The following is a 20,287-nucleotide window of genomic DNA, read 5'->3' on the forward strand; positions in this document are numbered from 1 at the left end:
CTCCGTATCCTGGCAACCGTGCTGAGCATCCGCCGTGACATCGTCGACGCCATCGTGGCGCATGCCCGCAAGGATCACCCGGACGAAGCGTGCGGCGTCGTCGCGGGGCCGGTGGGCAGCGACCGCCCGGAGCGGTTCGTCCCGATGCTCAACGCCGCCCGGTCGCCCACGTTCTACGAGTTCGACTCGATGGACCTGCTGCGCCTGTACCGCGAGATGGACGACAACGACGAGGAGCCGGTCGTCATCTACCACTCGCACACCGCCACCGAGGCGTACCCGTCGCGCACCGATGTCTCCCTCGCGAACGAGCCGGGCGCTCACTACGTCCTCGTGTCGACCCGCGACGACGACACGCAGGACTTCCGTTCGTTCCGGATCGTGGACGGCGAGGTGACCGAGGAGGAAGTCCAGGTCATCGATGGGGAATGATGGGCCCCGGCACCGCCGTTGCCTCATTGAGCATCCCCATCGACAACGAGTCCAGGAGCAGTCCGATGGCCGTCGAGGTCCGCATCCCCACGATCCTGCGCCAGTACACCGGCGGCGCGAAGACCGTCGAGGGCGCCGGCGACACGCTGGCCGCGCTGATCGACGACCTCGAGAGCAAGCACCCGGGGCTGCGCGACCGGCTGGTCGAGAACGGCTCGCTGCGCCGGTTCGTCAACGTGTACGTCAACGACGAGGACGTCCGCTTCCTCGGCGGTGAGAAGGCGGCGCTCACCGACGGCGACAACGTCACGGTGCTGCCGGCGGTCGCCGGCGGGGCGCGCTGAAGCCAAGCCGGCATGCGCTACGACTCCCTGCTCGACTCCCTCGGCCGGACGCCGCTGGTCGGGCTGCCGCGGTTGTCGCCGTCGCCCGAGGTGCGGCTGTGGGCGAAGCTGGAGGACCGCAACCCGACCGGCTCGGTGAAGGACCGCCCGGCGCTGCGCATGATCGAGGCCGCCGAGGCCGACGGACGGCTCACGCCGGGCGCGACGCTGCTGGAGCCGACGTCGGGCAACACCGGCATCTCGCTGGCCATGGCGGCGAAGCTCAAGGGCTACCGCATGGTCTGCGTCATGCCCGAGAACACCTCCGAGGAGCGGCGCCAGCTGCTGCGCATGTGGGGCGCCGAGATCATCCCGTCGCCGGCGGCGGGCGGCTCCAATGAGGCGGTCCGGGTGGCCAAGCGGCTCGCCGAGGAGCACCCCGACTGGGTCATGCTCTACCAGTACGGCAACCCCGGCAACGCGCTCGCGCACTACGAGACCACCGGCCCGGAGCTGCTGGAGGACCTGCCCGAGATCACCCACTTCGTCGCCGGCCTGGGGACGACGGGGACGCTGATGGGCGTCGGCCGCTACCTGCGCGAGAAGCTGCCCGACGTGCGCATCGTCGCCGCCGAGCCGCGGTACGGCGAGCTGGTGTACGGGCTGCGCAACCTCGACGAGGGGTTCGTGCCGGAGCTGTACGACGAGTCGGTGCTGACGTCGCGGTTCTCGGTCGGCCCGCGTGACGCCGTGCGGCGAACCCGGCAGCTGCTGGAGCAGGAGGGCATCTTCGCCGGCATCTCGACCGGCGCCGTCCTGCACGCCGCCCTCGGCCTGGCCACGAAGGCGGCCGCGGCGGCCGAGCGCGCCGACATCGCGTTCATCGTGGCCGACGGCGGCTGGAAGTACCTCTCGACCGGCGCCTACGAGGGCACGCTCGACGAGGCCGAGGACCACCTCGACGGCCAGCTCTGGGCCTGACGTACGGTGCAGTGATGCGCCAGCTGGTCTATTACATCGGTCAGACCATCGACGGGTTCATCGCCGGCCCGAACGACGAGATCGACTTCTTCCCGGTGCCCGACGAGTACTCGACGTGGATGTTCACCCAGTTCGGTGACGCGCTGCCGAGCCACGCCCGGCAGCTGGGCCGCATCGACGACGTCCCGAACTCGCGGTTCGACACCATCGTCATGGGCCGGCGCACGTACCAGCCGGCGCTCGACGTCGGCATCACCAGCCCGTACGCCCACCTGCGGCAGTACGTCGTGTCGACGACGCTGGGCGAGTCGCCGGACCCCGCCGTCACCATCGTCGACGGCGACCCGGTGGCCGCCGTCCGGGCGCTCAAGGCCGAGGACTCCGAGCTGGACGTCTACCTCGCCGGCGGCGCTGCGCTGGCCGGCGCGCTGCTGCCCGAGATCGACCGCATGGTCGTCAAGCAGTACCCGGTGGTCGCCGGCGCCGGGGTGCCGCTGTTCTCCACCGGGTTCGCGCCGGCCGCGTTCGAGCTGACCGACGTGCAGACGTTCGGCAGCGGCCACGTGGTGCTCGACTACCGCCGGGCCTAGAGCCGACGTGGCGTTCGCCACGTCCAGGCGCCGGGGCGGCCCTGGCGGCGTACGCTCTTGCACCGATGAACGACGCACCGATCGGGATCTTCGACAGCGGAGTGGGCGGTCTGACGGTCGCCCGCTCCGTGCTCGACCAGCTCCCGCACGAGCCCGTCCTGTACGTCGGCGACACCGCGCGCGGCCCGTACGGTCCACGGCCGATCGCGCAGGTGCGTGAGTTCGCCCTCGACGTCATGGACACTCTCGTCGCCGAGGGGGTGAAGATGCTGGTCATCGCCTGCAACTCGGCCAGCAGCGCGGTGCTGCGCGACGCCCGCGAACGCTACGACATCCCCGTCGTCGAGGTCATCCAGCCGGCCGTGCGCCGCGCCGTCGCCGCGACCCGCAACAACGCCGTCGGCGTCATCGCCACCCGCGCGACCGTCACGTCGCGCGCCTACGAGGACTCCTTCGCCGCCGCGCCGCACCTCAGCATCACCGCTCAGGCCTGTCCGCGGTTCGTCGAGTTCGTCGAGGCCGGCATCACCCACGGCGCGGAGCTGGAATCCGCGGCCCGCGAGTACCTCGAACCGATCCGTGCGGCCGGCGTCGACACGCTGGTGCTCGGCTGCACCCACTACCCGCTGCTCACCGGCGTCGTCTCGTACGTCATGGGCGAGGCGGTCACGTTGGTCAGCAGCGCCGAGGAGACCGCGAAGGACGTCTACCGCACGCTGGTCGACCACCGGCTGATGCGCGACGACGCGCTGCCGCCGCCGCGGCACCAGTTCCGCTCCACCGGCGACGCCCGGCCGTTCCGCGAGCTGGGCGGCCGGTTCCTCGGCCCGGAGATCGCGTCGGTCGAGGAGACGTCCGAACTGCCGGTCGTCGGCCGCGACCTGGCGGTCGGCTCTTGAGGCTCACGGTGCTGGGCTGCTCCGGGTCGATGCCCGGGCCCGGCTCGCCCGCGTCCGGCTACCTGGTCGAGGCGGACGGGGTCCGGCTGGTGCTGGACCTCGGCAACGGCGCGCTCGGCCCGCTGCAGGACGTCGTCGGCGTCGCCGGGCTGGCCGAGCTGGACGCCGTCGTGCTCACCCACCTGCACCCGGACCACTGCATGGACCTGTGCGGGCTGTACGTCGCGCTGCGCTACGGGATGCCGTCGCGGCGGCGGATCCCGGTGTACGGGCCGGCCGCGACCGCCGACCGGATGGCCGCGGCGTACGGCAAGGAGCCCGACCCCGGGCTGTCCGGCGAGTTCGACTTCCGCGAGCACCCGGTGGACGGGTTCCGCGTCGGGCCGCTGTCGGTGCGGGTGGCGCCGGTCGTGCACCCCGTCGCCGCGTACGCCGTCCGGATCGAGCACGACGGCCGGTCGCTGGTGTACTCCGGCGACACCGCGGCGACGCCGGCGCTGGTCGAGCTGGCCCGCGACACCGACCTGTTCCTCTGCGAGGCCGCCTACGCCGACGGCGACGACAACCCGCCGGGCATCCACCTGACCGGGCGCGAGGCCGGCGAGCACGCGGCCGCCGCCGGAGCCCGTCGACTGGTCGTCACGCACGTGCCACCATGGGGCGATCCGCAGCGTGCGGCCGAGCACGCGAGCGCGGTGTACGACGGGCCGGTGGAACTCGCCGTGCCGGGGGGCCACTGGGAGGTCTGATGACGGAGCACGACGACACGGCCGAGCAGGCGGGGCCGCCGTTCCCGATGCCGACGGCGCCGCTGGAACCGCTGCCCGAGAACTGGGAACGGGCGCTGGTCATCGCCGCGCACCCCGACGACGTCGAGTACGGCGCCGCCGCGGCCATCGCGCGCTGGACCGGGCAGGGCAAGCAGGTCGTGTACTGCATGGTCACCAGCGGCGAGGCGGGCATCGACACCATGCCGCCGGAGCAGACCGGACCGCTGCGCGAGAAGGAGGAGCGCGACTCCGCCGCCGTTGTGGGCGTCGACGAGGTCGAGTTCCTCGGCTACCCCGACGGCGTCATCGAGTACGGCCTGCCGCTGCGCCGCGACGTCGCCCGGGTCATCCGCCGGCACCGTCCCGACATCGTCATCACCGGCAACTTCCACGAGACCTTCGGCGGGGTCATGCTCAACCAGGCCGACCACATCGCCGTCGGCAAGGCCGTGCTCGACGGCGCCCGCGACGCCGGCAACCGGTGGGTGTTCACCGAGCTGCTGGACGAGGGCCTGGAACCGTGGAACAAGGTGCGCGCCATCTGGGCGGCCGGGTCGCCGGAGGCCGCGCACGGCGTCGACATCACCGACACGTTCGAGCTGGGCGTCCGGTCGCTGGAGGCGCACGCCGGGTACCTCGGCGCGCTGCCCGGCCACCCCGAGCCGGCCGAGTTCCTCGGCATGTTCGCCCGCCAGGCCGGTCCCCGGCTCGGCGTCGAGTGCGCGTCCGTCTTCGAGGTCTACCCGCTGATGCTCTACTGAGCCTCCCGGGCGCCATGATCATCAACCTTCTGGGTTGCTCTGACGACCAGGAAGGTTGATGATCATGGAACGAGCACGCCGGTCGCGTACATCCGCTTCTCCGATCCCCACCGCGGCCAGCACGTCGTCAGCGTCAGCCGGGCCTCGGCGGGCTCGGTCCCGGCCGGCTCGCCGGGCACCGGGTCGACCACCCACAGCTCGGTCGCCTCGATGACGTTGCCGTCGTCGTCGCCGTCGGGCGCGTCGTCCAGTTCGTACCGGAACACCCCGTCGATGGTCTCGATCTCGACGACGTCGCCCGCGCGCAGCTCGGCGAAGCGTGCGAACGGCTCGCCGTGCCCGGACCGGTGCGCGGCGACGGCGACGTTGCCCAGCCGGCCGGGGTCGGCGCTGTCGACGTAGTGGCCGGGCCCGTCCTTGAGGTCCTCGGGGTCGGTGCCCTCGATGACGATGCGCTCCCAGTCGTCGCCGAAGCGGGGGATGCGCAGAATCCCGTACGCGTCGCCCAGCTCCAGCGGCTCCGGCGTCGGCGCCGCGTCGGTCTCGACAGGCTCGTCGGAGCGGCTGAGCAGGTGCTGCTGGAACTGGTCGCGCAGGTCGTCCTGGGCGGCCGCGGTCTGCAGTCCGGTGCCCCAGAACGTGTAGACGACGAACAGCAGCACCAGCGCGCCGGCGGTCAGCAGCAATTCGCCGGCCACCCCGGCGGCGACCAGCGCGCGGCCGCCGGGCCGCCCGCCGCGGGCCGTCCGGCGATGCCTCGGCGCCGCCCTGCGCTGCACGGTCCCGAAGGTAGCCGGGACACCGGCGGGCATGCAGGCGATTCGGGTTGTTCAGGTCCTAGCCAGTGTCGAGTATCGGTCCGAGGATCTCGCCCACCTCAGTCATCTCGTAACGACCGACCAGGAGCTCCAGCAGCTCCACCGCCGTGTGCGGCGGTCTCTGGTGTCGTTCGGCGAGCATCTGGAGCGCTCGGGCGGCGCGGTTCGGGTCGACGTCGGCGGTGTTCGCCGCGAACTCCCGGACGCTGAGGATCTCGACGTGAGCGGGTATGAGGTCCGGCGGAAAGTCCTTGAGGTTCTCGGTGACGATCGCGCCGGCGCCGCCGACCACTGCCGTGGCGACGACGTGCTCGTCGTCGCGATCTGGCAGCCCGAACGTTCCGTCCAGCCCTTCCCATCCTGTCACGAGGGCGTCGTCAAAGTGCCGCCGCATCTGATTGAGCAGGTGGTCGGCGCGCTCGGTCGCCGTCGACGGCTCCGCATCGCGCCGCAACCACTTGCCCTGCTCGTGACGATGCAGCTCCGCGAGGATCGCCTCGCTCCACAGCGGCCGATAGAGACCTTCGACCGCCATCGACAGCACGAAGTCGCGCTGCAGGCTGGGCCACAGCACGCACGTGTCGAGGACCGCCGCGAACATGCGGCCATCCTGGCAGGGTCAGGCGCCGCCTCGCGACCGCTCCGCAGCGACCTCCGCTCGGACGCGGCGGAACTCCGCGGCCATCGCCTCCGGGTCCTCGTCCGGATCGTCGTAGTCCACCGAGGTGTCGAGGAGCGCGCGGTACTGCTGTTCCCGGCGTTGCCTCCGGTACCGCAGCAGGTCGTCGAGTTTGACCATCCGGCGCCGCTTACCCGGGGTCTCGGCGGGCATGACGCCGGCGTCGATCAGCTTCACCACCGTGGGCCGGCTGACGCCGAGGAGGTCGGCAGCCTGCTGGGTGGTGAGCAGCTTGTTCTGCGGGACCACCGTGACGGCCTTGCCGGCCTGCAGGGCTTCGACGATCTGCCGCATCGCACGGTGAATGGACGCGGGAACCTCGACACTGTCGTGCTCGTCGGCTCCGACCAGCAGGTAGCGTGCTGCCGGCCGGCCGCCGCGGACTCGTTCGTGCGCGTCCAGGAAGCTCAGCACGTCGGCGAGCTGCTCGGGCTGCTCGGGTAGATACGTCTGCTGCTCCATAGCCATGGCGGACGCCTCCCTCCTTTTACGAAACAAGCGTAACTCGTTTCGTAAGTTTCGCAACTACGCATCGCCGGGATCGCGGCGTACGATGCCAGGCGAGAGCTTCCCACACCGCCGTGGAGGGGGCCGTGGGCCGACGCAGGCACGACACCGACCGCACGGCGGAAGCGCGCGCCGACGCGCTGGCGTCGGTCGTGGAGGACCTGGCCGGGAAGTTCACCCTCCGGCCGCTGCTCGACCGCATCCTGCGCCGCTCGGTGGAACTGCTCGGCGCCGACGCCGGGTCGATCTGCAGCGTCGACGAGACCGCGGGCGTGTACCGGAAGGAGGCCGACTTCGGCATCGCCTGCCAGTCCGGCCGCAGCTTCCCGCTGTCCGAGGGCATGACCGGCGCGGTGGTCGCCGCCCGCGCGCCACTCATCTTCGCCGAGTACACCCACGTCCCCGGCGGGCACGTCGCGCCGGCCGACCGCGCGACGCTGCATGGCGTGATCGGGGTGCCGATCGCCTGGCGGGGCCGCGTCATCGGCGCGTGCATCGTGTTCAGCCGCGACCCCGAGCGCAGCTTCTCCGACGACGACGCACGGCTGCTGGAGCTGTTCGCCAAGCATGCCGCCATCGCGATCGTCAACGCGCGCATGCACGAGCAGCTGGAGGAGCGCACCCGTGCCGAGGCCACCGCCGCCGAGCGGGAGCGCCTCGTCAGTGAGGTGCACGACAGCGTCGCGCAGGGGCTGGCGGCCGTGCTGGCCCACCTCGAAGGGGTGACGGGGCCCGACGGCGGGCAGCTGGCGGCCGCGCGCGAGGCGGCCCGGGGCGCGCTGGCGGAGTCGCGGCGCTGGGCGCTGGGACTGGCGCCGTTGCTGCTGGAGGGCCACTCGCTGGAGGAGGCGATCGGCGTCGAGATCGCGTGGGCCCGGTCCACCGGCAACCTCGACGCCAAGCTGGTCGTCGCGGGGCAGCCGGCGCCGCTGGCGCCGGAGGTGGCGCACCAGGCGTTCCGCATCGTCCAGGAGGCGCTGACGAACATCGTGCAGCACGCGGCGGCGGCATCGGCGCGGGTCGGGGTGGTGTACGGGCCGGACGAGCTGGTGCTGATGGTGCAGGACGACGGCCGCGGCTTCGACCGGGCGGCGTCACAGGAGCCGGGGACGGGCGGGTTCGGGCTGCGCGGCATCGTCGCCCGGGCCCGGACGTACGGCGGCAGCGTCGGCGTCGAGTCGACGCCCGGCTGGGGGACGCAGATCCGCGCGAGCCTGCCGTACCAGCCGGCCGAGTCGGCCGACCCGGCCGGGAACCGGCTGCGCGTCCTCGTCGTCGACGACCAGCCGGTCACGCGGGCCGGGCTGGCCCGGCTGCTGGCGGCCGCCGAGCCGGGCGTGCGGGTGGTCGCCGAGATCGGCGGCGCTCCGGCGCTGCTCGACGCGTACCGGCTGCTCCGCCCGGACGTCGTGCTGGTCGACGCCTACCTGGGCGGGCATGACGGCGTCGAGTGCACGCGGCAGCTGGTCGCCGAGGATCCGGGCGCGGCGGTCGTGCTGCTGGGCGCGACGGCCGGCGACCCGATCGTCGCGCAGGCGCTGCGGGCCGGCGCGCGCGGCTGCGTCGGGCCGGACGCGGACGGTCCCGAGCTGGCCCGCGCGGTGCTCGCGGCGGCGCACGGCGGCATCACGCTGTCCGCCGGCGGCCGCGACGCGCTGCCCCGGCCGGCCGCACCCACCGCGGACGCCGCCGCGCTCACCGTCCGCGAGCGCGAGGTCCGCGACCTGCTCGAACGCGGGCTGCGCGACAAGCAGATCGCGGAGCGGCTGACCATCTCCGTCAAGACGGTCGAGAAGCACGTCGGCGCCGTCCTGCGCAAGACCGGCGCCAGCAACCGCACCGAGGTCGCCGCCCGCGCGGCAAGGTAGGGAAACCCCGCACACAGACGGGGAGGTTCCCCGAGGCGCCCGCCGCCGCCCGCGCCCTAGCGTCGGCAGCAGGACGAGGGGGTGAGCCGGTGCCGGTCGTGCCGACGCGGGAGATCCTGGACCGCGCCTTCGCGGAGCGCTACGGCGTCGCGGCCATCAACATCGTCAACGATCTCAGCCTGGAGGCCGTGCTCGCGGCGGCCGTCGAGGTGCGGGCGCCGGTGATCGTCCAGACCTCGGTGAAGACGGTGAGGTCGATCGGGCTGGACCTGCTCTACGCGATGTGGCGGGAGCTGACGGCGGGCATCGAGGTGCCGGTCGCGCTGCACCTGGACCACTGCCCGGAGCGAGAGGTCATCACCGACTGCCTGCGCAAGGGCTGGAACAGCGTGCTGTTCGACGCCTCCGCGCTGCCGGTCGAGGAGAACCAGCGCCAGACCGTCGAGGTCGTCGCCGAGGCGCACGCCCTGGGCGCGCACGTCGAGGGCGAGATCGAGTCGATCACCGGCGTCGAGGACGGCATCGGGTCGGACGAGGAAGCGGAGCGGCAGTCGCTGGAGACGGCGCTGACGTTCATCCGCACGACCGGCGTCGACGTGTTCGCGCCGGCCATCGGCAACGCGCACGGCCGGTACAAAGCCGAGCCGAAGCTGGACGCGCAGCGGGTCAGCGACATCGTCGCGGCCGAGCCGATCCCGATCGCCCTGCACGGCGGCACCGGCATGACCGACGCCCAGTTCGCCGACCTCATCGCCCGCGGCTGCGCGAAGGTCAACATCTCGACCGCGCTGAAGGTGACGTTCATGCGGTCCAACCTGGAGTTCCTCAGCGCCGCCGAGGCGCGGGACAGCTGGGACCCGCCGTCGCTGTTCAAGGCGGTCCGCGCCGATGTCGTCGACCTGGCAGCCGGGTTCATGCGGACGTTCGGCAGCGCCGGGAAGGCGTGGTGACGGGCGTGCCGGCGCTGGTCTTCGACTGCGACGGCGTGCTCGCCGACACCGAGCGCTACGGTCACCTGCCCGCGTTCAACCAGACGTTCGCCGAGTTCGGGCTGCCGGTGCGGTGGAGCGAGGACGAGTACGCCGGGAAGCTGCTGATCGGCGGCGGCAAGGAGCGGATGGCCAGCCTGCTGACGCCGGCGTTCGTCGCGGCTGCCGAGCTGCCCGCCGACGCTGACGGGCAGCGTTCAATGCTCGCGGACTGGCACCGGCGCAAGACCGAGATCTACGCGGCGATGGTCGCCGACGGCCGGCTGCCCGGCCGCCCCGGCGTCGCCCGGCTGGTCGAGGAGGCGCACCGGGCGGGCTGGGCGCTCGCCGTCGCCTCGACCTCCGCGGAGCCGTCCGTGCGCGCCGTCCTCCAGCACGTGGTCGGGGACGAGCGAGCCGCCGACTTCACCGTCCTGGCCGGCGACGTCGTCCCGGCCAAGAAGCCGGCGCCGGACATCTACCTGCTCGCGCTCGACCGGCTCGGCCTCGCGCCGGACGCCGTCGTCGTCGTGGAGGACAGCCGCAACGGGCTGCTGGCGGCCGACGGCGCCGGGCTGACCTGCCTGGTCACCGTCAACGGCTACACCGAGCGCGAGGACTTCGCCGAGGCGGCGCTGGTGGTCAGCAGCCTCGGCGACCCGGACGGCGAGCACACGATCGTGCTCGCGAACCGCTCCGCGGCGCGGCCGGGCGGCTGGATCACCATCGACGACGTGGCCGCGCTGCTGAAGGAGGCATAGATGGACGAGAGCTTCGGCGCCGTCGAGTACGTCGTCCACACGATCGCCCAGACGGCCGTCGACAACGAGACGTACTTCGGCGACCTCGACGCGGTCGTCGGCGACGGCGACTTCGGCTACTCGATGGCCCGCGGCTTCGAGATCGTGCTGGCCGACTGGGACACCATCGACCGCTCCGACATCGGGACCTTCCTGAAGAAGATCGCGCTGATCGTCACCGGGCGCATCGGCGGCACGTCCGGCCCCATCTGGGGGACGGCGCTCATCCGCGCCGGGTCGGCGGCCGGCGACAAGACCGCCGTCAGCGCCGAGGACGCCGTCGCGATGCTGCGCGCGGCGATCGAGGGGATCAAGACCCGCGGCCAGTCCGACGTCGGCGACAAGACGCTGCTCGACGCGCTGGTCCCGGCGGTCGACCGGCTGGACGCCGAACTGGCGGCCGGCGCGGATGGACAGACCGCCCTGGACGCGGCGGCGACGACGGCGCGCGACCGGGCCGAGGCGACCCGCGAGCTGATCGCGAAGCGGGGCCGAGCTGCGTACACGGGGGAACGCAGCATCGGCACGCTCGACGCGGGCGCCGTCGCCGTCGCCGTCATGGCCGAACGAGTCGCACAGGGCTGGGCGGATCACGCCACTCAACCCGCCACAACCCCGCCCACACCGGAGGAGGCGCCGTGAAGAAGTTCGTCAACGACCCGAAGCGGTACGTGCCGGAGATGCTGCAGGGCATCGCGCTGGCCAACCCGGACACGCTGCGCTACGTGCCCGACTACAACCTCATCATGCGGGCCGACGCGCCGCGCGACGACAAGGTCTCGATCATCCAGGGCTCCGGGTCCGGGCACGAGCCGGCCCACGTCATGGTCGTCGGCAAAGGGATGCTCGACGCCGCCTGTCCGGGCGACGTGTTCTCGGCGCCGCCGATGGACTACGTGCTCGAGACCAGCAAGCTGCTGAACACGCCGAAGGGCGTGCTGCATCTGATCAACAACTACACCGGCGACCGCATGGCCTTCGACATGGGCCGCGAGCTGGCCGAGGCCGAGGGCATCACGATCAAGACCGTCGTGGTCGACGACGACGTCGCGGTGAAGGACTCGACGTACACCGTCGGGCGGCGCGGCGTGGCCGGCAACTTCTTCGTCATCAAGGCGGTCGGTGCGGCGTCGGAGCAGGGCGCGGAGCTGGACGAGCTCGTCCGCATCGGCGACAAGGTCAACTCCGTCACCCGGACCATGGGCATGGCGCTGACGTCGTGCACGCCGCCGGCGAAGGGGTCGCCGCTGTTCGAGCTGGGCGACGACGAGATGGAGATGGGCGTCGGCATCCACGGCGAGCCAGGCCGCCGCCGCGAGAAGCTGGCCGACGCGAACGCGATCGTCGACGAGCTGCTCGAGGCCGTCGTCACCGACCTGCCGTACGAGCGCGGCGACAACGTCGCGCTGATGATCAACGGGCTGGGCGGGACGCCGATCAGCGAGCTGTACATCCTGTACGGACGGGCGCACCAGCAACTGGCGGACCGCGGCATCACCGTCGGGCGCAACTACGTCGGCGAGTACTGCACGTCGCTGGACATGGCCGGCGTCTCGCTGACGCTGGTGAAGCTGGACGACGAACTGGTGTCGCTGTTCTCGGCGCCGGCGGAGATCGCGATCCGCACGTTCTGAACGGGGGTCGGCGCTGCGGCGGCCGCCGAGGCGATAGCTTGGGCGGCATGACCCGTATCGACGGCCGCAGCGCCGATCAGCTCCGCACCGTCCGGCTCACCCGGGGCTGGCTCGACCACGCCGAGGGCTCGGTGCTCGTCGAGTTCGGCAAGACCCGCGTGCTGTGCGCCGCGTCGGTCACCGAGGGGGTGCCGCGCTGGCGCAAGGGCTCCGGCCTGGGCTGGGTGACGGCCGAATACGCCATGCTGCCGCGGTCCACGAACACCCGCTCCGACCGCGAGTCGGTGAAGGGCCGCATCGGCGGCCGCACGCACGAGATCTCCCGGCTCATCGGCCGGTCGCTGCGCGGCGTCATCGACACCAAGGCGCTCGGTGAGAACACGCTGGTCATCGACTGCGACGTGCTCCAGGCCGACGGCGGCACCCGTACGGCCGCCATCACCGGCGCGTACGTCGCGCTGCGCGACGCCGTCGAGTGGATGCGCACGGAGAAGCTGCTGTCGTCGGAGCAGGTGCTGACGGACTCCGTGTCGGCCATCTCCGTCGGCGTCGTCGACGGTGAGCCGCTGCTCGACCTCTGCTACGAGGAGGACGTGCGCGCCGAGACCGACATGAACGTCGTCATGACCGGCGACGGCCGGTTCATCGAGGTGCAGGGCACCGCCGAGGGCGCGCCGTTCGACCGCCAGGAGCTCGACTCCCTGCTCGCGCTGGCCGGCACCGGCTGCAAGGAGCTGACCGACCTGCAGACCGCGGCGCTGGTCGGGTGAGTTCGTCGCCGAAGGTCGTTCTCGCGACCCGCAACGCGCACAAGGTCCCGGAGATCGCCCGCATCCTCTCCGCCGCCGGCACGCCGGTGTCGCTGGTCTCCGTTGCGGAGTTCCCCGGCGTCGAGGACGTCGAGGAGACCGGGCTGACGTTCGAGGAGAACGCGCTGCTCAAGGCGCACGCGGTGGCCGCGGCGACGGGGCTGCCGGCGCTGGCCGACGACTCCGGGCTGTCCGTCGCGGCACTCGGCGGCATGCCCGGCGTGTTCTCGGCGCGCTGGGCCGGCGTCCACGGCGACGACGGCGCCAACCTGCGGCTGGTGCTGGCGCAGCTGACCACCGTGCCGGACTCCGCGCGGCAGGCGGCGTTCGTCTGCGTCGCCGCGCTGGCGCTGCCCGGCGGCGCCGCCTGGACCTCGGAAGGGCGCGTCGACGGCGTCGTCGTGCGGGCGCCGCGGGGGAGCAACGGGTTCGGCTACGACCCGATCTTCGTGCCGTCCGGCTCCGACCGGACGACCGCCGAGCTTGAGCCTGCGGAGAAGGACGCCATCTCACACCGGGGGAAGGCGTTCCGGGGGATTGCCGTACACCTCGCCGCCCTGTGATCCTGAACAAACGCTGACGATCATGGCCGGCGGTGGGCGGGATCGCCTTCCGAGAGGATGATCGGAGGGTGACGTCTACTGAGTCCGCGCGCTCGTGGTGGCCGCCGGCGCTGGCCGGCGTCGTCGCGCTGGGCCTCGGGCTGGCCGTCGCCGAGATCGTGGCCGGTGCGCTGGGCCGGGCCGAGACGCCGGTCGTGGCGGTCGGTGAGGAGTTCATCGACCACACCCCGGGCTGGCTGAAGGACTTCGCCGTCGAGACCTTCGGCACGAACGACAAGACCGTGCTGCTGGCCGGCATGGGCGTGGTGCTGGTGCTGCTCGGCGCGGTGATCGGGTTGCTCACCGCCCGGAGCAGGGGCATCGGGCTGCTCGCCGCCACCGTCCTGCTGGTGATCGCCGGGCTGGCGGTCAACGCCCGGCCGGACTCCACGACGGCCGACCTCATCCCGACGCTCGCCGCCGGCCTGGTCGCGCTGCCGACGCTGGCCTGGCTGGTCGGCAAGGCGGCGCCACCCGCGGCCGCCGGGTCCCTGCCGGTCACACCGGCGCCCACCCGGCGCGCGTTCCTCACCGCCGCCGGCGTCACCGCCGGCCTGGCCGTTGCCGGCGCCGGGCTCGGCCAGCTGCTCGGCGCCCGCCGGGCCGGCGTCGAGACCTCCCGCGACGACCTCGCCGCCAGCCTCGACCTCCCGCGGGCCCGCCCGCCGGGCGGCGTCGACCTCACCGTCCCTGATGCCGACCCGTGGCGCACCCCGAACCAGCACTTCTACCGCATCGACACCGCGCTGTCCGAACCGCTGGTCCGGGCCGAGGACTGGTCGCTGCGGGTGCACGGCATGGTCGAGACCGAGGTGGAGCTGAGCTACGACCAGCTGCTCGCCATGGGCCTGGAGGACCGCTGGCTGACGCTGAACTGCGTCTCCAACGAGGTCGGCGGCCACCTCATCGGCAACGCGCTGTGGTCCGGCGTGCCGATCGCGGACGTGCTCGCGCTGGCCCGCCCCCAGACCGGCGCCGACGCCGTCCGGTCCCGCTCGCAGGACGGCTGGACCGCCGGCACCCCGCTCGACGTCCTCACCGACGGCCGCGACGCGTTGCTGGCGGTCGGCATGAACGGCGACCCGCTGCCGCTCGCGCACGGGTTCCCGGTGCGGATGATCGTGCCCGGCCTGTACGGCTACGTCAGCGCCACGAAGTGGGTGGTCGAACTGGAGGTCACCCGGTTCGCCGACTTCGAGGCCTACTGGACGACGCGCGGCTGGGCCGAGAAGGGCCCGGTCAAGGTCGCGTCGCGCATCGACGTCCCGAGCAGCCGCGCCCACGTCGACGCCGGCACCGTCGCCGTCGCGGGGGTGGCGTGGGCGCAGCACCGCGGCATCGCGGCGGTCCAGGTCCGCGTCGGCGACGGCGACTGGAACGACGCCCGGCTGGCCGCCGTCCCGAGCACCGACACCTGGCGGCAGTGGGTGTGGGAGTGGGACGCGCAGCCGGGGAAGCACCGGCTGCAGGTCCGCGCCACCACCGCCGACGGCGAGGTGCAGACGTCCGAGCAGGCGCCGCCCGCCCCTGACGGCGCCTCCGGCTGGCACACCATCGACGTCACCGTCGACTGATCATGGCGCTCTTTGTGTTGCCCCAGCAGCAGAAAGAGCGCCATGAGTTGTCCACAGATCGCTCGCGGGGGCTGGCCGGGCCCTTACCGGTGGCGCAGGCTGGGCGGCGTGCCTCACGAACGCGCGCGCCGGCTGGCCAGGGTCCAGGACGGCCTGATCACCCGGAAGCAGACGCTCGCCGCCGGGATGTCGCCGGCTGCGCTCGTCCATGCCCTGCGGCCGGGCGGTCCGTGGCAACGTGTCCTGCGCGGCGTGTTCGCGACCTTCACCGGCCCGCTGTCGCCGCTGCACCGGCTCCGGGCCGCCCGCCTCTACGCAGGTGACGACGCGCTGGTCACCGGGGCGTGGGCCTGCTGGATGGCGGGCCTCGGCTACGGCCCGCCGCCCGGCGACGGGATCGAGGTGCTGGTGGCCCGCGACGTCCGGTTGCACGGGACAGGCTTCGTGGTCGTCAGGCGGACGGTGCGGATGCCTGCGGCGAGTGGCTGGATCGGCCTCGACGACGCCGACGCGCTGCTGCCGCCGCACGTGGTCCTCGACGAGCTGGCGCCGCGGGCACGGCCGGGCGAGATCCTCATGGTGCCCACAGTGCGCGCCGTCGTCGACGCCGTCACCGTCACCGAGCACGCGCCGCCGGACTGGTCGCCAGAGTGCCGGTGCCGCCACGGCTGCCGGGAGCCCGGTGCCCACCGGACCCGGGCCTTGCGGAACGTCCGGGCGCTGATGTGCGAGGCCGTGCAACGCCGGAAGACGGGGCCCGCCGCATTGCGCACCGAGGTCGATGCGGCCTGGCCGCGCCGCTCAGAGCTGGCGAAAGTGGCGCTGGCGGACATCGAGGCGGGCTGCCGGTCGGCGCCGGAGTGCGAACTGCGGGACCTGGTGCGCGGCAGCCGGATCCTGCCCGAGCCGCGGTGGAACCATCCGCTGCCGGGTGTGCGCGGGATCGTGCCGGACGCGTGCTGGCCGGAGCGGCGGCTGATCGTCGAGGTCGACTCGCGCGCGTTCCACGGGTTCGGCGACGCGCCGGAGCGGACCGAGCACCGGCGGGCCCGGCTGGCCGCGCTGGGCTGGGTGGTGCTGCCGGTGTCGCCGGCCCGGCTGCGCACGGACCCGGGCGGGGTGCTGGCGCAGATCGAGGCCGCGTATCTCGCCACTCATGGCGCTCTTTCTGCTGCCAGAGCCGCACAAAGAGCGCCATGACCTACGGCACGACGTCCACGACGGCGCGGGGGCCGTCGAGCACGGGGACGCCGTCCTCCCAGGTCACCTCGGTGAGCCACATCGTGCGGCCGGGCAGCGCCGAGCCGACGGAGTCGGGCGGCCAGGCGTGGTGCACCATCCAAGTGCGGCCGTCCTTCTCGACCAGCATGCAGTGTCCCGGCCCGGCCGCGTCGTCGCTGGACGCCAGGATGGGCGACGACGACGGCTTCGCGCACGGCCCGAGCGGGCCCTCGCAGACGGCGTAGCCGACGGCGTACTCGGCGCGGTCGTACGCGTTGGCCGAGTAGAACAGGTAGTAGGTGCCGTCGCGCAGCCAGAGGAACGGCGCCTCGACCAGCGTGCCCTCCCACGGCTGGTCCTGCTTGATCAGCTGGACGGGCGTGCCCACCAGCGACAGCCCGTCCGGCGAGAGCGGCTGCGCGTAGATCCAGGTGTCGACGCCGATCGCGTTGCCGTCGTTCTTCCACAGCAGGTACCGGGTGCCGTCGGCGTCGGTGAACGGGCTGGCGTCGATCGAGCCGCCCTCGCCGGCCTGGCAGATCAGCGGCTCGGCGGACTCGTCGACGAACGGGCCGGCCGGTGACGTCGCGACCGCCCGGCCCACGCACTGCCGCCCCGACGCCGTTCCCAGCGCCGTGTAGTAGAGGACGTACCGGTCCGGCCCGTGCACCGCGATCTCCGGCGCCCACGTCCGCCCGCCGGTCACCCACGGCGCCAGCACCGGCATCGAGTCGCCGGCCGGCTCCCATGTCACCAGGTCCGGCGACGTCATGACCGGCACGTTCCCGGCCCGCGAGTTCGTCGCGTAGGCGTAGTAGGTGCCGCCGGCCTCGATGACGGCGGGGTCGGGGAAGTCGCGGTCGACGACGGGGTTGGTGAAGCCCACGGGCTGCTCCTCTTCGACGGGGTCGGGCTCGGCGGTGCCGCAGGCGGCCAGGACGACGAGCGCCGTCCCGGCCGCCAGCAGCAGCCTCATCGAACCTCGGACAGGCGGAACCAGTCGAAGGTCGCGACGGTCGCGGGCGTGGCGCCGCCGCCGGCGTACACGCCGATCTGCGGCGAGGTGTCCGCCGGCAGCGTCCACGTCGCGCCCCACCGCCAGGTCTCGCCGTCGCGCGACGACGCCGACCGGTACTGGTGCTCGCCGGTCTCCGGGTCGGTGGTGTGGTGAAGGCGTAGCCACATGGTCGACGCCACCGGACCGCCGAGGTGGGCGCCCCAGCGCAGCGCGCCGTTCTCCTTCAGCTCCTTGCCGAACTCGACCTGCCGGGTGCCCCAGATCGCGACGTCGCCGAGGCGCAGCAAGCTGTCGTCGTCGACCCGGACGATCAGCCCGGCCTGCTGGTAGTTGCGGATGGTGCCGGAGCCGAGGTCGAGGTGCAGCTTCGTCTCGGCGATCCAGTCGCCCTCCGGCGGCGTGCGCAGCAGCAGCGGCCCGGTGTTGCCGGCGCCGACGACGTCGACGGAGGCCAGCGGCCAGGTCAGCGCGCCGTCGCCCGCGGTCACCGTCGACGACGGCCGGACCCACTCCCAGCCCGCGCCGAGCGCCGGGTCGTCGAACTGCTCGTCGACCAGGACGTCGCCCGCCTCGGGCTCGTCCACCCGCTTGGTCACGGGGTCATGCGCCGCGACGACGGTGAGGTTGTCGACCTGCGCCTCGCCACCGGACGCGGCCAGCGTGACGGGGCGCGGCTTGGCCGCGCCGCGGGGCAGGTCGACGGCGACCTCGGCGTCGGCGTCGCCGAGCCGGCTCTCCGCCAGCCGGGCCACGGCCCGCCCGTCGCGGACCTCGACCGACAGCGCCGTCCACTCGTCGCCGTCGTAGCGCGACGGCAGCGGCGCGGAGTCGGACTCGACGCTGCGGCCCTGTGTGGACGTGACGGTCAGCGTCCGATCAGCGGCGTCGACGGTGACCGTGACGCCGTTGCGCCCGGACCGCGCGACCCCGACCGTGACGTCGCCGGACACCCGCACGTCCGCCTCGACCCGCACGTCCTTCGGCGCGCTCCGCGCCGTCCGCGCCTCGCCGGACAGCACCGCGACGTCGCCGCCGTCGCCGGTCGCGTCGGTGCCGGCCGTCCAGTCGCCGACCAGCGCCGCGTTCGAGGCCGGCGCCCCGCTCGCGATCCCGAGCGAACTGGCTGTGACGGGGGCGGGCTGCGGCGTGTCGGACGGGCCCGCGCCGGCCCGCGCGACCGGCCAGCCGTCGATCCAGTCCAGCCGGTCGACGAGGGTCGGACGCTCGTTGATGCCGCCGGGCGCGTCCAGCCAGGCGTCGTTCCGGTCGATCGCGTGGTAGACGATCTGGTCCTGCCCGGACACGTCGGTGACGATCGTGTGGTGGCCGACGCCGATCCAGCGGTTGCCGTTCTGCGCCAGCACCTGGGTGCCGCCGACTCGCGAGTCCAGCATCGAGACGCCCTCGTGGTCGACGAACGGGCCGAGCGGGCTCTTCGAGCGTCCGGCGTAGACGCTGTACCCGGTGACCGGGCCCGCGCAGCAGTTCGCCGACGACGCCGTCAGGTAGTACCAGCCGTCCCGCTCGACCACGAACGAGCCCTCGTACCGGTCGCCGACGCTCACCTGGGTGGGCGAGCCGACGGCGCGCATCCCGGTCTCGTCCAGCTCGGTCACCCACAGGCCGCCGTGGAAGCCGCCGAAGTACAGGTACCGCTTGCCGTCCGACGCCGAGAGCAGCGCCGGGTCGATGGTGTTGAAGTAGTTGCCGTCGCCGGTCGGCCGCGGCGCCACCACGGGCCCGCCCGAGTCGGTCCACGGCCCGGCCGGCGTCGGCGCCGTCGCGGCCCCGATGGCGTAGTTCCACTGGCCGGGCTCGGCGACGGTGTCGGTGACGGTGTAGTACATGACGTACTGGCCGTCGACGTAGCGGATGTCCGGCGCCCAGTAGAACGAGGTGCTGGTGCTCCAGGCCGGCCGGTCCGCCTCCTCGAACACCGTGCCGAGGTACTCCCAGTCGGCGAAGTCGCGGGAGCGGGCGATGTGCATGAGCCCGAACTCGCTCGGCGCCTCGTGCAGCGGGTCGCTGGTCGCGTACAGGTACCACCAGCCGTCCTTGCCGCGGATCACGGCCGGGTCGGCGTAGGTGTCGGAGAATTCGCTCGAGATCGGGTTCTGGGTGACGGGGTCAGCTGCGGGCTCGGCGGTGGCGGCCGCAGCCGTGGCCGGCAGCGCCAGCACGACGGCGGCGATGCCGGCGAGGAACGTACGACGCACGGGGATCATCCCTTCAGTCCGCTGCGCGAGACGCCTTCGATGACGTAGCGCTGCGTGAACAGGAACAGGATCAGGACGGGAACGCTGGCGACGAACGCGCCGGCCATGATGACCGGATAGTCCGTGGTGTACGCGCCCTGCAGCAGCTTCAGCCCGGCCGGCAGCGTGAGCCGCTCCGGGCTGAACAGGACGTAGATCGGCCAGATGAAGTCGTTCCAGTTCGACAGGAACGACAGCACCGCCAGCGTGGCCAGCGCCGGCTTGGAGTTCGGCAGGACGATGCGGGTGAAGATCTGCCACTGGTTGGCGCCGTCGATCAGCGCCGCCTCCTCCAGCTCGCCGGGCAGCATCGCGAAGAACTGCCGGAGGAAGAACACTCCGAACGCGCCGGCCGCGCCGGGCACGGTCAGCGCCCAGACGGTGTCCAGCCAGCCCAGCCGGTCGATGATCAGGTAGTTCGGGATGAGGAACACGAAACCCGGCACGAACAGCGTCGACACGATCACGACGAACAGCGCGCCGCGGCCGCGGAAGTGCAGCCGGGCCAGCGCGTACGCCGCCGTCGACGCGACCGTCAGCACCAGCACCATGTGCAGCGTCGCCGCCAGCAGGCTGTTGAGGAACCAGCGCAGCACCGGGTACGCACCGTCCAGCCGCAGCAGCCCTTCGTACGCGGCGAACGTCGGCGACGACGGGAGCAGCGTCGGCGGGACGGCGGTCGCCTCCGGGTTCGTCTTGATCGACGTCAGGAACATCCAGACGATCGGCCCGATGAAGATGACGGTCAGGACCAGCAGGAACAGCCAGAACATGCCCT

Annotated in this window: 22 protein-coding genes; 16 read left to right on the forward strand and 6 right to left on the reverse strand. The window is 72.7% G+C overall.

Going from position 1 to position 20,287, the window contains the following annotated elements:
• The first annotated feature begins 9 nt into the window (after positions 1–9).
• The 7 genes from ACW62_RS16845 (at position 10) to ACW62_RS16875 (ending at position 4,756) form a co-directional block, all read left to right on the forward strand.
• On the forward strand, positions 10–432 hold the full coding sequence (locus ACW62_RS16845; protein ID WP_420843599.1) for a M67 family metallopeptidase: 423 nt from the start codon (positions 10–12) through the stop codon (positions 430–432).
• Between the two features lie 65 nt (positions 433–497).
• Positions 498–776: a MoaD/ThiS family protein gene (locus ACW62_RS16850; RefSeq protein ID WP_053205275.1), complete on the forward strand. Its 279-nt coding sequence runs from the start codon at positions 498–500 to the stop codon at positions 774–776.
• 12 nt (positions 777–788) lie between these two features.
• Positions 789–1,736 carry a PLP-dependent cysteine synthase family protein gene (locus tag ACW62_RS16855; RefSeq protein ID WP_053205276.1) on the forward strand — a complete coding sequence of 316 codons (948 nt, stop codon included), beginning with the start codon at positions 789–791 and terminating at the stop codon, positions 1,734–1,736.
• 14 nt (positions 1,737–1,750) lie between these two features.
• Complete coding sequence (locus ACW62_RS16860; RefSeq protein WP_053205277.1) at positions 1,751–2,326, forward strand: dihydrofolate reductase family protein; 576 nt, start codon at positions 1,751–1,753, stop codon at positions 2,324–2,326.
• Between the two features lie 65 nt (positions 2,327–2,391).
• Positions 2,392–3,225, forward strand: a complete 834-nt coding sequence (gene murI, locus ACW62_RS16865) for a glutamate racemase (RefSeq protein WP_053205278.1) — start codon at positions 2,392–2,394, stop codon at positions 3,223–3,225.
• Positions 3,222–3,974 carry an MBL fold metallo-hydrolase gene (locus ACW62_RS16870; RefSeq protein ID WP_053205279.1) on the forward strand — a complete coding sequence of 251 codons (753 nt, stop codon included), beginning with the start codon at positions 3,222–3,224 and terminating at the stop codon, positions 3,972–3,974. The genes murI and ACW62_RS16870 overlap by 4 nt, the downstream gene beginning before the upstream one ends.
• Positions 3,974–4,756, forward strand: coding sequence for a PIG-L deacetylase family protein (locus tag ACW62_RS16875; protein WP_205629410.1), 783 nt, complete (start codon positions 3,974–3,976; stop codon positions 4,754–4,756). Before ACW62_RS16870 ends, ACW62_RS16875 begins: the two co-directional genes overlap by 1 nt.
• Positions 4,757–4,818: 62 nt before the next feature.
• On the opposite strand, the gene ACW62_RS16880 is transcribed toward ACW62_RS16875, so the two are convergent.
• Genes ACW62_RS16880 through ACW62_RS16890 form a run of 3 tightly spaced genes read right to left on the reverse strand, consistent with a single transcriptional unit; the run spans position 4,819 to position 6,721 of the window.
• Positions 4,819–5,535, reverse strand: coding sequence for a class E sortase (locus tag ACW62_RS16880; protein ID WP_169792070.1), 717 nt, complete (start codon positions 5,533–5,535; stop codon positions 4,819–4,821).
• 58 nt (positions 5,536–5,593) lie between these two features.
• Positions 5,594–6,175 carry a PIN domain-containing protein gene (locus tag ACW62_RS16885; protein WP_053205281.1) on the reverse strand — a complete coding sequence of 194 codons (582 nt, stop codon included), beginning with the start codon at positions 6,173–6,175 and terminating at the stop codon, positions 5,594–5,596.
• Between the two features lie 18 nt (positions 6,176–6,193).
• Positions 6,194–6,721, reverse strand: coding sequence for a helix-turn-helix domain-containing protein (locus ACW62_RS16890; RefSeq protein ID WP_053205282.1), 528 nt, complete (start codon positions 6,719–6,721; stop codon positions 6,194–6,196).
• A gap of 125 nt (positions 6,722–6,846) precedes the next feature.
• Here ACW62_RS16890 and ACW62_RS36225 point away from each other — a divergent pair, with 125 nt between their 5' ends.
• The 9 genes from ACW62_RS36225 (at position 6,847) to ACW62_RS16935 (ending at position 16,215) form a co-directional block, all read left to right on the forward strand.
• Positions 6,847–8,628 carry a helix-turn-helix transcriptional regulator gene (locus ACW62_RS36225; protein ID WP_053205283.1) on the forward strand — a complete coding sequence of 594 codons (1,782 nt, stop codon included), beginning with the start codon at positions 6,847–6,849 and terminating at the stop codon, positions 8,626–8,628.
• 89 nt (positions 8,629–8,717) lie between these two features.
• On the forward strand, positions 8,718–9,578 hold the full coding sequence (locus tag ACW62_RS16900) for a class II fructose-bisphosphate aldolase (protein WP_053205284.1): 861 nt from the start codon (positions 8,718–8,720) through the stop codon (positions 9,576–9,578).
• Complete coding sequence (locus ACW62_RS16905) at positions 9,575–10,357, forward strand: HAD-IA family hydrolase (protein WP_205629411.1); 783 nt, start codon at positions 9,575–9,577, stop codon at positions 10,355–10,357. Before ACW62_RS16900 ends, ACW62_RS16905 begins: the two co-directional genes overlap by 4 nt.
• The gene (gene dhaL, locus ACW62_RS16910) at positions 10,358–11,038 is read left to right on the forward strand and encodes a dihydroxyacetone kinase subunit DhaL (protein WP_053205285.1); all 681 of its coding nucleotides are present in this window, start codon (positions 10,358–10,360) and stop codon (positions 11,036–11,038) included.
• Positions 11,035–12,030, forward strand: coding sequence for a dihydroxyacetone kinase subunit DhaK (dhaK, locus tag ACW62_RS16915; protein ID WP_053205286.1), 996 nt, complete (start codon positions 11,035–11,037; stop codon positions 12,028–12,030). The genes dhaL and dhaK overlap by 4 nt, the downstream gene beginning before the upstream one ends.
• Before the next feature lie 47 nt (positions 12,031–12,077).
• Positions 12,078–12,800, forward strand: a complete 723-nt coding sequence (gene rph / locus ACW62_RS16920; protein WP_053205287.1) for a ribonuclease PH — start codon at positions 12,078–12,080, stop codon at positions 12,798–12,800.
• Positions 12,797–13,402: an RdgB/HAM1 family non-canonical purine NTP pyrophosphatase gene (gene rdgB, locus ACW62_RS16925; protein ID WP_053205288.1), complete on the forward strand. Its 606-nt coding sequence runs from the start codon at positions 12,797–12,799 to the stop codon at positions 13,400–13,402. Before rph ends, rdgB begins: the two co-directional genes overlap by 4 nt.
• Positions 13,403–13,470: 68 nt before the next feature.
• Complete coding sequence (locus ACW62_RS16930) at positions 13,471–15,015, forward strand: molybdopterin-dependent oxidoreductase (protein WP_053205289.1); 1,545 nt, start codon at positions 13,471–13,473, stop codon at positions 15,013–15,015.
• A 108-nt stretch (positions 15,016–15,123) separates the two neighbouring features.
• Positions 15,124–16,215 carry an endonuclease domain-containing protein gene (locus ACW62_RS16935; protein ID WP_053205290.1) on the forward strand — a complete coding sequence of 364 codons (1,092 nt, stop codon included), beginning with the start codon at positions 15,124–15,126 and terminating at the stop codon, positions 16,213–16,215.
• Between the two features lies 1 nt (position 16,216).
• Here ACW62_RS16935 and ACW62_RS16940 read toward each other — a convergent pair whose 3' ends face one another.
• From ACW62_RS16940 to ACW62_RS16950, 3 genes are read right to left on the reverse strand one after another with little or no spacing between them, the layout of a single operon-like run.
• Complete coding sequence (locus ACW62_RS16940) at positions 16,217–17,212, reverse strand: glycoside hydrolase family 43 protein (protein ID WP_083459850.1); 996 nt, start codon at positions 17,210–17,212, stop codon at positions 16,217–16,219.
• The gene (locus tag ACW62_RS16945; protein ID WP_053205291.1) at positions 17,209–19,479 is read right to left on the reverse strand and encodes a glycoside hydrolase family 43 protein; all 2,271 of its coding nucleotides are present in this window, start codon (positions 19,477–19,479) and stop codon (positions 17,209–17,211) included. The genes ACW62_RS16940 and ACW62_RS16945 overlap by 4 nt, the downstream gene beginning before the upstream one ends.
• Positions 19,476–20,282, reverse strand: a complete 807-nt coding sequence (locus ACW62_RS16950) for a carbohydrate ABC transporter permease (RefSeq protein ID WP_053205369.1) — start codon at positions 20,280–20,282, stop codon at positions 19,476–19,478. The genes ACW62_RS16945 and ACW62_RS16950 overlap by 4 nt, the downstream gene beginning before the upstream one ends.
• Between the last annotated feature and the right edge of the window lie 5 nt (positions 20,283–20,287).

Source organism: Jiangella muralis (assembly GCF_001270745.1).
GTDB lineage: Bacteria > Actinomycetota > Actinomycetes > Jiangellales > Jiangellaceae > Jiangella > Jiangella muralis.

Bases quoted from the DNA above. Each gene is read 5' to 3' on its own strand.
- rph (WP_053205287.1), top strand. From the start codon at position 12,078: ATGACCCGTATCGACGGCCGCAGCGCCGATCAGCTCCGCACCGTCCGG.
- ACW62_RS16950 (WP_053205369.1), bottom strand. From the start codon at position 20,282: ATGTTCTGGCTGTTCCTGCTGGTCCTGACCGTCATCTTCATCGGGCCG.
- murI (WP_053205278.1), top strand. From the start codon at position 2,392: ATGAACGACGCACCGATCGGGATCTTCGACAGCGGAGTGGGCGGTCTG.
- dhaL (WP_053205285.1), top strand. From the start codon at position 10,358: ATGGACGAGAGCTTCGGCGCCGTCGAGTACGTCGTCCACACGATCGCC.
- ACW62_RS16885 (WP_053205281.1), bottom strand. From the start codon at position 6,175: ATGTTCGCGGCGGTCCTCGACACGTGCGTGCTGTGGCCCAGCCTGCAG.
- ACW62_RS16890 (WP_053205282.1), bottom strand. From the start codon at position 6,721: ATGGCTATGGAGCAGCAGACGTATCTACCCGAGCAGCCCGAGCAGCTC.
- ACW62_RS16855 (WP_053205276.1), top strand. From the start codon at position 789: ATGCGCTACGACTCCCTGCTCGACTCCCTCGGCCGGACGCCGCTGGTC.
- ACW62_RS16860 (WP_053205277.1), top strand. From the start codon at position 1,751: ATGCGCCAGCTGGTCTATTACATCGGTCAGACCATCGACGGGTTCATC.
- ACW62_RS16875 (WP_205629410.1), top strand. From the start codon at position 3,974: ATGACGGAGCACGACGACACGGCCGAGCAGGCGGGGCCGCCGTTCCCG.
- ACW62_RS16940 (WP_083459850.1), bottom strand. From the start codon at position 17,212: ATGAGGCTGCTGCTGGCGGCCGGGACGGCGCTCGTCGTCCTGGCCGCC.
- ACW62_RS16850 (WP_053205275.1), top strand. From the start codon at position 498: ATGGCCGTCGAGGTCCGCATCCCCACGATCCTGCGCCAGTACACCGGC.
- ACW62_RS16945 (WP_053205291.1), bottom strand. From the start codon at position 19,479: ATGATCCCCGTGCGTCGTACGTTCCTCGCCGGCATCGCCGCCGTCGTG.